This window comes from uncultured Agrococcus sp., from assembly GCF_945915485.1.
Taxonomy (GTDB): Bacteria; Actinomycetota; Actinomycetes; order Actinomycetales; family Microbacteriaceae; genus Agrococcus.
Map to the genome: position 1 here is coordinate 1 of NZ_CAMEFJ010000086.1, position 10,417 is coordinate 10,417.

Sequence of the window (10,417 nt, forward strand, 5' to 3'; positions counted from 1 at the left end):
AGTTCCTGTTCGACGACGAGGACGCCCTGATCTCGCTCGACATGAGCGAGTTCGGTGAGAAGCACACGGTCAGCCGCCTGTTCGGCGCCCCTCCAGGATTCGTCGGCTTCGACGAGGGCGGCCAGCTGACCGAGAAGGTGCGGCGCAAGCCGTTCTCGGTCGTGCTCTTCGACGAGATCGAGAAGGCGCACCCCGACATCTTCAACTCGCTGCTGCAGATTCTTGAAGAGGGTCGTCTCACCGACGGTCAGGGTCGCGTCATCGACTTCAAGAACACGGTCATCATCATGACGACCAACCTCGGTACGAAGGACATCGCGGGAGGCCCGGTCGGGTTCGTTCGCGAGGGCGACGCCGACAGCGACTACGACCGGATGCGCGCGAAGGTCAACGAGGAGCTGAAGAAGAATTTCCGCCCCGAGTTCCTGAACCGCGTGGATGAGACCATCGTCTTCCCGCAGCTGTCGAGAGACGACCTGCGACAGATCGTCGGGCTCTTCATCAAGCGTCTGGCCGAGCGCCTCATGGACCGCGCGATGACGGTCGAGATCTCAGACAGCGCAAGGGACCGCCTCATCGAGCTCGGGTACGACCCGTCGCTCGGCGCTCGCCCGCTGCGTCGTGCTGTGCAGAGGAACGTCGAAGATGCGCTGAGCGAGAAGATTCTCCACGGCGAGTTGCTCGCTGGCCACCACGTGAAGGTCGACTGGGACGGCGAGGAGTTCGCCTTCGACCACGAGATGCCGGAGCCCGTGGCGGTTGGTGTTGGCGCAGGAAGCGATGCAGAGGATGCCGACACCGGCGCTTCCGAGGGCGACAGCGACGACTGAACGACGCGGAAACCGCGCGCTGAATAGTGCGTGAACTGATGGGGCGGGGCTTGATCCCGCCCCATTTGCGTGGTTGTCTTATTGAGGGTGATCATCGGCGTGCCCAGTTACGCCGGTTCATCGGGCCGGGTCGAAACCCCTTTCCGGTCATGTTCTTTGCACACAGAAAAGAGAATCCGAGTGACCACGCTTCGCAGAAGAGGCAAGGCGTACGCAGTAACTGCTGCCGCCCTTGCCGCTGCTTTGGCCATCCCGGGCGCCGCAGCAGCACAGGCACAGGAGGACGAAACTCGTGTCAACGTCCTCTATTTCAACGACTTTCACGGTCGTATCGACAACTACGAGAGTCTGACCGTCGGTTTCGCAGCGACGATAGAAGAGTTGCGCCAGGTCGAGGGCGAGGAGAACACCCTCGTGCTCTCGGGCGGTGACAGCGTCGGCGGCACGCTGTACAACTCCTCGTCCCAGGAAGATCGGCCGACGATCGACGTCCTCAACGCACTCGAGATCGACGCCAGTGCGTTGGGCAACCACGAGTTCGACCGAGGTATCGCCGACCTCGAAGAGCGCATTACACCCGAGACCGACTTCCCGTACCTTGGCGCGAATGTCACGTACAACGGCAATCCGGTCGCTGACGGTGGCGTCGAGACCTTCGAGATCGGCGACATCACGGTCGCTGTCATCGGCGCGGTAACGGAGGAGACTCCTGGCCTCGTCGACCAGAACGGCATTCAGGGCGTCGAGTTCACGAACGCCGTTGAAGCCGTCAACCGTGAAGCCGCAGAACTCGAAGAGAGCGGCGAAGCCGACATCGTGATCGCGGCGTACCACGCCGGCGGCACTGTGCAGCTGAGCCCGAATGCTCCGCAGGATGAGCAGGGGACTGCGCTCGAGGCCGCGATGCAGGATCAGCGGGAGTTCCGTGAGATCGTCGAAGACACCGATCCTTCGGTCGACCTGATTCTGAACGGGCACACCCACAAGCCCTATAACTGGCTCGCACCCGTTGCCGGTGGAGGAGAGCGCCCCGTCGTACAGGCGGGCGAGTACGCCTCGCACATCGGCCAGATTCCGCTGGTCATCGACGCAGACGGCAATGTCGAGGTCGACCTCGACGGGTTCGAACTGGTTTCCACGGCCGACACTGAGATCCCAGAGGATAACGAGCGCGTCAATGCCGTGTCGGGCATCGTTGACGATGCGATTTCCGTTGCGGATGAGCTCGGCAGCGTACCGATCGGCTCTCTCGAGGAGGCTGCAGACATCACGACCGCCTACATCGGTGACGATCGCGACGACCGAGGCAGCGCATCCACCATGGGAACCCTCGTATCGAACATGTACCGCGACGCGCTCGAGAGCGAGCAGCGCGGTGGTGCCGAAATCGGCATCGTCAACCCGGGTGGTCTGCGCAGCGACTTCGTGTACGACCAAACCGACGACGGTGTTCTGACGGTACGCGATGCAGTTGACGTGCTGCCGTTCGCCAACAGCCTCTTCACGACGACCCTGACGGGCGCGCAGCTCAAGGACACGTTGGAGGAGCAGTGGCAGCCGGAGGGCGCTGACCGCAGCTACCTGCAGCTCGGCTTGAGCGACAACGTTCGCTACTCGTCCGACTCGAGCCGGGACCGCGGGGAGCGCATCACTGGCATCTGGATCGATGGCGAGCCCGTGACCGACGACCAGGAGATCCGGGTGGCGATCCCGAGCTTCCTGACCTCGGGCGTAGGTGACAACTTCTTCACGCTCGGCGACGGAACGGACACGCGTGACGGCGGCATCATCGACTCCGACGGCTTCATGGACTACGTCGAGGCCAACTCGCCACTGGCACCCGACTTCGCTCGCTCGCAGCTCGACATCGTCGGTCTGCCGACGGGCGCGGTCGAGGCCGGTAGCCAGGTCGAGTTCACGGTGAACGATGTCGACCTCACCTCGCTCGGTACTCCGGAGTCCGAGTCGCTGTACGTCTACTACGGTGACGAGCAGATCGCTGCAGCGCCCGTCGTAGAGAACAACGCTGAGGTCAGCTTCACGGTTCCCGCCGGCGAGGGTGACGCAGAGGCCGCTGGATCCGACGGCTCGCTCGCGACCGTGACCTTCTTCGAGTGGCTGTTCCAGCAGGATGCGGAGCCGACGACGGAGGAGTTCTCGCTGCAGACCGACTCGGGCACGAACATCCCGTTCGAGCTCCAGGTCGTACCCGCCGATGACGACGTTACGCCGACCGAGGACCCCTCGGAGAGCCCCAGCGAGTCCGACCCGGGTGACAGCGACGGTGACACGGGTGGCGACGGGAACCTGCCCGAAACCGCGGCAGAACTGCCCTACGCGCTGCTCGCCTTCGCACTGCTCGCGATGATCGCGGGAGGCGCTGTTCAGCTGCGCCGCCGACGCAGCTAGCACTGCACACGTGAACGAGGGGATGCCGAGCGCATCCCCTCGTTTCGCTGTTGTGTCCGGGGCGCCGGGTGAATCTTGTGCGCGCCTACACCGGCCCCTGTGTGCCTGTGTTCTTGTGTCCCGGAGTGCTTGGAAAGTAACGTTTCGTGCTGTAATGCTTGATTTCTCGGCTGATTTCAGTGAAAGCAAGTGGTTCGAGTTGCGCCGGGTGATCGGCTGAATGCTTCATACTCCCGATCGGCAGAAAGCTGGTTCGACGAAGCGACTCGGGGTAAGCGGGTTCGGCGGGGTCTCCGTGTCGAAACGCGGCGATACACGAGTTCCGCGTCGAGAATCGGCAGTATTTGCCGGTTTTCGGCGTTATCGCCGTTTCTCGGTGCTGGTGGGGTTGGTGCGACCGCGTGCTCCATGCGAAACAGATCTTGGGCGCGGAAGACCGGGAAATTGGCGTTCGTGCAGGAATGACTGACCGTTGGTCGGTCTTTGGTGAACTCAGCGGTTTCCGTGCAAGTGCATACGCCAGGGTCAGCTGCACTGATCCGCCGCGGTACTCTGGAACGATCTTGAACTAGGAGGCACAGTGGGAGAGGTCATTGTCCGGCAGGCACTGCCGGCGGACGTACGGAGAATTCACGACATCATCGAACCGTACGTGATCCGACGAATCCTGCTGGGCAAGGAACTCGTAACCCTGTACGAAGCGATTCAGGAGTTCGTCGTCGCGGAAGTCGACGGTAGAGTCATGGGCTGCGGTGCGTTGCACGTCATGTGGGAAGACCTCGGGGAGATACGCACGATCGCGGTCGAATCGAGCGCGATGGGCGAGGGAATCGGCAAGCACATCTACATCGAGCTCGAAAAGCGTGCCGCAATGCTCGGCCTGCAACGGCTGTTCTGCTTGACGTTCGAAACCGACTTCTTCGCAGGGCAGGGGTTCGAAGCCGTTGCGGACGAGGTCGTCGACCCGGACGTGTATCGAGAGCTCCTGCACTCGAACGATGGCGGCATCGCCGAGTTCCTGGATCTCGCGCACGTGAAGCCGAACACGCTCGGCAACACGAGAATGCTGAAGCAGCTGGGGTGACGGGATGCCCTTCCGCGCGCTCTCGCGGGTCGAGGCGGTGCGCCGCTCGCGATGTTCTACCCTGAGTGCGTGGCGAAACGACTCACGGCGAAACAGCGGCGCGCTCGCACCTACTCGGTGCTGGTAGCGGTTGTGCTTGTCGCCGGTCTCGTATGGGCGGCCGTCTGGTGGTTCAGCGGCGACGCAACTGAGGACGCAACGGAGCCCACACCGACGGAGACGGAACTCGAGGAGGAACCCAGCCCATCCCCATCCGTGACGGTCGACTACGACGGGCTGGGGCCGGACGGGCTGCCCTCGGATGCTCCTGCGTGTGAAATCGACGTGATCGAGATTCAAGCGATGACCGACCAGCAGTCGTACGGCAGCGGTGACCCAGTCTTGATGCACTTCATGCTGGTCAACGGCGGGAATGTGCCCTGCCAGGTGAATGTGGGAACGACGCAGCAGGACTACGTCATCAGCGCGGGCGGCGAAACGGTCTTCCAGTCGAGCGACTGCATGTCGGATCGTGTCGACCAACTGGTAACGCTCGAACCCGACGAGCCGCGTGAAACGCAGCCGATCGAGTGGGATCGTCGATACTCCGATGAAGGCAACTGCGATGAGGAACTCGATCGCGTACCCGCGAACGGAACGGAGTACACGCTCACGGTCGTCGTTGCGGGAATCGAATCGCAGGGCACACGGGAGTTCGTGCTGCAGTAGGAAATCGCCGATGAGGCGATTTCCTGCAAGGCAGGGATCATCGCGCACGTTTTGGGCGCGGTGTGTTGTGGTGGGTCGAGCGTTCTCACCGTGAGGCGACCGAAGTTGGCAATTGTCACAGCAAATGCGCGACTACTGCCGCAACACGCTTCAGAATTCGGGGATGCCCTGCGGCTCGGCAACGGGAGCGGCCTGCGCCGCGAGACGTTTCGCCTGCGCGATCGCAGCGACAACGGTGCCCGTGCTCGCGTGAATGATGTCTCGGTAGCCGAGGCGCCCGGCTTCGGACGCCCTCCTGGCCTCCAGCGTCGCCTTGCGCACTTCTCCGGCAAGAGAGATCTCGCCTATCGCTGCGACTTCGTGCGGCAGGGCGAACCCCTTTGCTGAGCTCGCGATGGCGATGGCGATCGGGAGGTCGGTCGCGGGCTCGCTGAGTTTCAGACCGCCGACGGTCGAAACGTACACATCGCTCTGCGCCAACGTTATGCCCGCATGCCGCTGCAGCACCGCGAGGATCATGGCGACGCGGTTGCCGTCCACGCCATTGACGACACGACGGGGCTGCGGTGTCGCGCTGGGGGCGACGAGCGCCTGGATCTCGACCGGGATCGCACGCCGGCCCTCCATCGCCACGGTCACGCACGTTCCCTGCATGGGCTCGGTCTGGCGAGACAGGAACAGTGCCGACGGATCCGGCACCTCGACGATGCCGTCGCCGGTCATCTCGAAGCAGCCGACCTCGTCGGTGGGGCCGAACCTGTTCTTCGTCGTACGGATGAACCGCAGGGCACTCTGCCGGTCTCCATCGATATGCGCGACGACGTCGACGAGATGCTCGAGCACGCGCGGGCCTGCGACGTTGCCGTCCTTCGTCACGTGACCGACGATGATGATCGGGATGCCCGACCCCTTCGCCTGCCTCGTCAGGGCTGCGGCGACGTCGCGAACCTGGCTCGGGCCTCCGGCGATGCCGTCGTTGGCGGTGTTCGTCACGGTCTGCACGGAGTCGACGATGACGAGCGAGGGCTCCGTCTCGTTGATATGACCGAGCACGGTCGCGAGATCCGTTTCGCTCGCGAGGAGCAGGTCGTCGAAGAGCGCGCCGGTCCTTTCCGCGCGGATCCTCACCTGGTGCAGCGACTCCTCCGCGCTGACGTAGAGCACTCGCCCACGCTTGCTCGCAACGCGACTCGCGAGCTCGAGCAGGAGCGTCGACTTGCCGACCCCCGGCTCCCCCGAGCACAGCACAACGGCACCCGGCACGATACCGCCGCCCAGGACGCGGTCGAGCTCGTCGATGCCGGACGGTCTGCGAGGGGTGTCGGCGGCCTTGATCTCGGTGATCGGCACGGCGCGCGAGGACGCGGCAGGGGAGACCGCGGTGACGGCGTGCTTGCCGAGCGCGGCGGCTCCGACCTCTTCGACCGTGCCCCACGCGTTGCACTCGAAGCAGCGGCCCACCCACTTCGCGGTTGTCCAGCCGCACTCCGTGCATCGAAAAGAGCTCTGCGCTTTCGCCATGGCTACAACGCTACCCGCGGCCGCCGACACGAGGGTCAACCGAACGATGCCTCAGCGCGACACGGGGCGGACGACCTCGCCCGTCGCGCGCCCGTCAGGGGTCAGCATCCATCCGGAGCGCTTGATGATCTGCATCGTAACGGCGCTCTCCACCAGTTGCATCGAGGGGATCAGCTCGAGCAGCTGCTCCTCCATCCTGGCCACTTCTTCCATGCCGGAGAGCCACATCGTGACGAGGAAATTCGTGGCACCCGTCGTCGAAGTGCACAGCCGCACGCCGGGGAGTTTCGCAAGCTCGGTGGCGGCCCGCCCGTGGAGATCGGCTGCGAGTCGTGCGAACCAGTGACAGGTTATGGGGTAGCCGGCGGCGGCCTGCGACACGTCGCAACGCCAGAGCAGCGAGGGCATCCGCCTCGCCTTGTTGAGCTGCCGCTGGGCGGTCGTGGCGTGCACTCCCGTGAGGCGCGCGATGTCGGCGGCCGTGGCCCGACCGTTGTGCGCGAGGATGTCGAGCAGCTGTGGCGACGGCTCGAATGATCCAGTCTCGTCAGCATTGCTCGAAGGATTCAGGCGTCCCACCCGACGTTGCTGCTCGCTGCTGAGCGAGGACAGCCGCCACTGCTCGCCCGTTCGGTACACGCGCGTGCAGAATGACGTCTGATAGTGAGTTATCCCTCGTATGCCGGCGAGCCGGTCGAGCACGTCGCGCGAGAATTCACCGACGGAAGGGGCTCCCGCGAGCAGCAGCAGGTCGCGGCTCCGTGTTGAAAGATCGAAGGAGACCACTTCGGGAATCCGGCTCAGCGTTTCGATAACGGTGTCGCGCTCTGCGAGTTCGTAGTCGACCTCGATGAGCCCGAGGCAGGAGGTCTGCGAGGTTCCGAGTTCGTGCGCCGTGATCCATGCGAGCCCGCGACTCCGGATGCGCTCCCAGCGCTCCGCAATCGTGTTCGGGTGAGCGCCAAGAACGGGCGCCAATTGAGACCAGCCGGCGCGTGGCGCGATCTGCAGGGCATGGATCAGTGAGAGGTCGTCCTCGGTGAGCAGTTCCTGGTCATCCGGTGTGCATGAATTCTCCGAAAATTCTCTCTCGGATGCATTGTTTTCACTTCTTTGATCGCGAGTGAGCATCACGCACTTAGCGTACTCAGTACTGGCTTCATAGGGGAAGGGCGTAAGGGTGAGCACGGATCTCCTGGATCTGCAAAAGCGAATGGTTTCGATTCGGCGGTCGATGCACCGGCACCCCGAGGTCGGGCTCGACCTGCCGTGGACCCAGCAGTTGGTTGTCGAAGAGCTCGCGGGCCTCCCTGTCGAGCTCACCCTCGGCAAGAGTCTCAGCTCGGTGACGGCTGTTCTCAGGGGCACCGCATCCGGTGCGGGCGAGCGCCCCGCCGTGCTGCTGAGGGCCGACATGGATGCGTTGCCGCTGCAGGAGCTCACGTCGCTCGAGTACGCATCCGAACTCGACGAACGCATGCACGGATGCGGCCACGATCTGCACACCGCGATGCTGATCGGCGCAGTGCATCTATTGACCGCGAAACTCGACGAAATCTACGGCGACATCGTGTTCATGTTCCAGCCGGGCGAGGAAGGCTTCGACGGTGCGAGCTACATGCTGCGCGAGGGAGTGCTCGAAGCCGCGGGCAGACGAGTGGATGCCGCCTATGCACTGCACGTGTTCTCGAGCGCGTTCCCGCGCGGGCAGGTGCTCAGCAAACCGGGCACCCTCATGGCTTCCGCCGACAGTTTCAAAGTCACGGTGACGGGAGCGGGAGGGCACGGATCCGCGCCGCACCTCGCCAAGGACCCTGTCGCAGCCATGGCCGAGATGATCACGGCGACGCAGGTCACGCTGACCCGCAAACTCAACGCGCTCGACCCCGCCGTTGTCAGTGTCGGCGTCGTGCGGGCGGGGACGCAGCAGAACATCATCCCGGAGACCGCCGAGTTCGATGCGACGGTGCGCTGCTTCTCGGAGGAATCCCGGACCCGTGTAGAAGAGGAACTCGGTCGCCTGTACCGCGGCATCGCGGATGCGCATGACGTCGAAGTCGACGTCGATTACGCGCGGCTGTATCCACCGACGGTCAATGACGGCGACGAGGTCACCTTTGCGCTCGCGACCGCCGAGGATCTCTTCGGGGGTGAGCGCGTGCAGGAGGTGCCGACATCGCTGACCGCTTCGGAGGACTTCTCGCGTGTGCTGGCCGAGGTGCCCGGCGCGTTCATCCTCCTGGGCGCTGCCGTGGGCGACGGTGATCCCGCTGACGCTCCCTTCAACCACTCCGCGTATGCGCAGTTCGACGACGAGGTTCTGCTCGACGGCGCATCGCTCCTCACCGAACTGGCGCTGCGCCGACTCGCGGCAGCGGCATCCGACGAAACGAGAACACCGTGACCACGACGCCGACGACCGAGGCGAGGACGAAGCAGAAGCCGAGACGAATTCTGATCGGCACGGGCTTCGGCAACGCACTCGAGTGGTTCGACTGGCAGATCTACGCAACCTTCGCGCCGTTCATCGCGGCGGTCATGTTCAGCACACAGGACCCCCTGAGTGCGCTGCTGTCGACGCTTGCGATCTTCGCGGTCGGGTTCGTTGCGCGCCCGTTGGGCGGCCTATTGTTCGGCTGGATCGGCGACCGCATGGGCCGGAAGTTCTCGCTCGTGCTCGCGATCATCCTCGCTTCCGTCGGCAGCCTCATGATCGGGCTGCTCCCTACGTTCGACTCGATCGGCTCCTTCGCATCCCTGCTGCTGCTCGTCGCGCGCCTGATCCAGGGGCTTGCGCACGGCGGCGAGATGCCGGCCGTGCAGACTTACCTTTCGGAGGCGGCGCCGAAGGAGCGACGCGGGCTGTGGTCGAGCTTCATCTATGTGTCCGGCACGACGGGGATACTCTCCGCGACGCTGCTCGGCGCGCTGCTGACGACCTTCCTGTCGCCGGAGTTCATGGCGGACTGGGGATGGCGCATCCCGTTCCTGCTCGCTGCCGTGCTCGGGCTCTACGCGCTCGTGATGCGAGCGAAGCTGGAGGAGACCGAGTCGTTCGAGCACGAGAAGGCAGAGACCGCGACGGAGAAGGTCAAGGAGTCGCTGTGGCGTCAGCTCGGGCGAAACTGGCGACCGCTCATGGCCGTCATCGGTCTCACGGTCGGCATCACCGTCTCGTTCTATGTGTGGGGCGTCACGGCCCCGACGTACGCCTCCGGGGTTCTGGGCATGGACCAGAGCACGGCGCTCTGGTCGGGCGTCGTCGGCACTGCGATCTTCATCCTCGTGCTGCCGTTCTGGGGATGGCTTTCGGATCGCATCGGGCGAAAGCCAGTGTTCATTATCGGTGTGCTCGGTGTCGCCGCTGGTTTCTTCCCCGTCACCGCGTTCATGAGCGACCAGCCATGGACACTCGTCGTGGCCATGAGCATCCAGCTGTTCTTCATGGCGGGCGCGATGTCGATCGCACCGGCGATGTACGCCGAGCTGCTGCCGACGGGCATCCGCACGATCGGTACGGCGCTGCCGTATGCGTTCGCCGTCGCGATCTTCGGCGGGACGGCCCCGTACCTGCAGACATGGATGACCTCCTTCAGCAGTCCGCTGCTGTTCTCGGGCTACGCTGTCGCACTGCTGGTGATTTCGGCGATCACGGCGCTGATCATCCCCGAAACTCGCGGGATCGACCTCAAGCAGCGCAGGTAATCGGACAGCCGGATGCGCGCAGGGCGTTATCGCGCGGATTCGCGGGGTGAGATCACGGTTCGCACCGCAGCTTGCCTCGGGGTTGTCGTTGTGCGTAAACTATCCCCTTGGTGACGTGTCCGAGCGGCCGAAGGTGCGACACTCGAAATGTCGTGTAGGC

At 64.2% G+C, this 10,417-nt stretch carries 8 protein-coding genes; 6 read left to right on the forward strand and 2 right to left on the reverse strand.

Annotated elements, in window-relative coordinates; translation table 11 throughout:
- The 4 genes from Q0O95_RS11565 to Q0O95_RS11580 form a co-directional block, all read left to right on the forward strand.
- Positions 1-830: AAA family ATPase (locus tag Q0O95_RS11565; RefSeq protein WP_293698754.1), on the forward strand; the 830-nt coding region annotated here is incomplete at its 5' end.
- Positions 831-1,010: 180 nt separating this feature from the next.
- Positions 1,011-3,239: a bifunctional UDP-sugar hydrolase/5'-nucleotidase gene (locus Q0O95_RS11570; protein WP_293698755.1), complete on the forward strand. Its 2,229-nt coding sequence runs from the start codon at positions 1,011-1,013 to the stop codon at positions 3,237-3,239.
- A gap of 580 nt (positions 3,240-3,819) precedes the next feature.
- Entirely contained in the window at positions 3,820-4,323 is a 504-nt protein-coding gene (locus tag Q0O95_RS11575) for an amino-acid N-acetyltransferase (RefSeq protein WP_293698757.1), read from the forward strand.
- 69 nt (positions 4,324-4,392) lie between these two features.
- Complete coding sequence (locus Q0O95_RS11580; RefSeq protein WP_293698758.1) at positions 4,393-5,031, forward strand: hypothetical protein; 639 nt, start codon at positions 4,393-4,395, stop codon at positions 5,029-5,031.
- A gap of 150 nt (positions 5,032-5,181) precedes the next feature.
- Here Q0O95_RS11580 and radA read toward each other — a convergent pair whose 3' ends face one another.
- Positions 5,182-6,552 (reverse strand): DNA repair protein RadA, encoded by a 1,371-nt coding sequence (gene radA, locus Q0O95_RS11585; RefSeq protein WP_293698760.1) that lies wholly within the window; start codon positions 6,550-6,552, stop codon positions 5,182-5,184.
- Positions 6,553-6,603: 51 nt separating this feature from the next.
- A complete protein-coding gene (locus tag Q0O95_RS11590) occupies positions 6,604-7,683 on the reverse strand; it encodes an Lrp/AsnC ligand binding domain-containing protein (RefSeq protein WP_293698766.1) in 1,080 nt (359 codons plus the stop codon).
- A 49-nt stretch (positions 7,684-7,732) separates the two neighbouring features.
- Between Q0O95_RS11590 and Q0O95_RS11595 the strand changes: the two genes are divergently transcribed.
- Positions 7,733-8,956: a M20 family metallopeptidase gene (locus Q0O95_RS11595; protein ID WP_366516487.1), complete on the forward strand. Its 1,224-nt coding sequence runs from the start codon at positions 7,733-7,735 to the stop codon at positions 8,954-8,956.
- On the forward strand, positions 8,953-10,257 hold the full coding sequence (locus Q0O95_RS11600; protein WP_293698763.1) for an MFS transporter: 1,305 nt from the start codon (positions 8,953-8,955) through the stop codon (positions 10,255-10,257). The genes Q0O95_RS11595 and Q0O95_RS11600 overlap by 4 nt, the downstream gene beginning before the upstream one ends.
- Positions 10,258-10,417: the final 160 nt, after the last annotated feature.

Excerpts from the sequence above, each read along its gene's own strand:
- Q0O95_RS11590 (WP_293698766.1), bottom strand. The coding sequence starts at position 7,683 with ATGCTCACTCGCGATCAAAGAAGTGAAAACAATGCATCCGAGAGAGAA.
- radA (WP_293698760.1), bottom strand. The coding sequence starts at position 6,552 with ATGGCGAAAGCGCAGAGCTCTTTTCGATGCACGGAGTGCGGCTGGACA.